Genomic DNA, 1207 nt, shown 5'->3' with positions numbered 1-1207 from the left:
TTTTATTGACTAAAAACGGTACTAATCAAAATAGTCGATGTTTTTCAGTGCCCTCCGAAAATCAGAAGATTTTTTTTTGGTTTTGCTGTCAGTTTAACTTCATGAAGATTTAAAATACAAACAAAGTCATAGAATACTTTTCCATATATTTTTATTATTCCATTTCTAATGTCAATTTTTTTATGACTAAATTTATTAATAGAATTAACTAATTCCGATTCAGATTTGTTTGTTTTGACTGTTCTATTAATTTGAAATCTATTTATTAGGGTCATTTAATTTCACTCGGTTTTTCACAAATTGGTTACAACGTTATGTGGCTTGCTTTCAGTGGCGTTGAACCAACACCAAGCCATTACAAATATAACAAAACATTCGATTCAGCAGCGGATTTTCCGTAGGAAAATCCGGAACTAGCCATTGAAGCAAACCGCTGTTACCTGCTGGCTTTTTCTTTCAGTTCATCAAATTCCTTTTCAGTTAGAATTTCTGATAATTCTAATTCTATCATTGTACCATCTGGATAATATCTTTCGTATTTTACGATTCCAATTTCCTTTGCATAATATGTAAATTGATAAAATTCATAATTCTGGTCATTTTCGAGTGATTTAATCTCATATTCATCCTTAAACTTTAAAGTTGAGTATTTAGTTCCGTTAACAGTTATATTATCAAAGCTACTTTTAGTTCGTTCTTTTGTAAATTGCTCATTTCCATATTTTGTATTCGCGTATTTTACTGAATAAATATATTTATTATTGTCATTCCATTTATAAACATATTTATCGACTATTGTTGCGTCAATACGTACATTTTGCCCATTTTCATTAATTTCAAAATCTGCGTAGCGAATTAATTCCGCTCCATCAGTTTTTAGCTCTTCTTCGAATATATTATAAAGTCTAAAATCATTTGTGAAGGATTCGGTTAGAATTTTATTCGTTTTTGGGTTTGTAGTTATTTTCCAATATTCAATATTCTTTGAATTGTTTTTGTCAATGTATTTATAAATTTGAACTTCTTTTTTTGTGCCAATTTGATAGTAATATTCCTTAAAGTTTTCTGGTGTAGAACAACTTGAAATAATATATATTAAAATCAGAAGTGTGATGTTTTTTGTCATTTTCGATTTTTTTTAAGCTTGCAGGTAACGTTCTGCGGCTTGCTCTCAGTGGCGTTGTACCAACACCAAGCCATTACAAAT

General features: G+C 29.2%; 1 protein-coding gene. It reads right to left on the bottom strand.

The genetic code is table 11. The features are described from left to right. Positions 1-436: 436 nt before the first annotated feature. Positions 437-1126, bottom strand: a complete 690-nt coding sequence (locus GFJ99_RS13250) for a hypothetical protein (protein WP_153209524.1) — start codon at positions 1124-1126, stop codon at positions 437-439. Positions 1127-1207: the final 81 nt, after the last annotated feature.

The organism is Flavobacterium sp. LMO6, assembly GCF_009495795.1.
In the GTDB taxonomy this organism is placed as follows: domain Bacteria; phylum Bacteroidota; class Bacteroidia; order Flavobacteriales; family Flavobacteriaceae; genus Flavobacterium.
The sequence above is the reverse complement of the archived record's forward strand: the minus strand, read 5'-3'. Positions and strand labels throughout refer to the sequence as shown.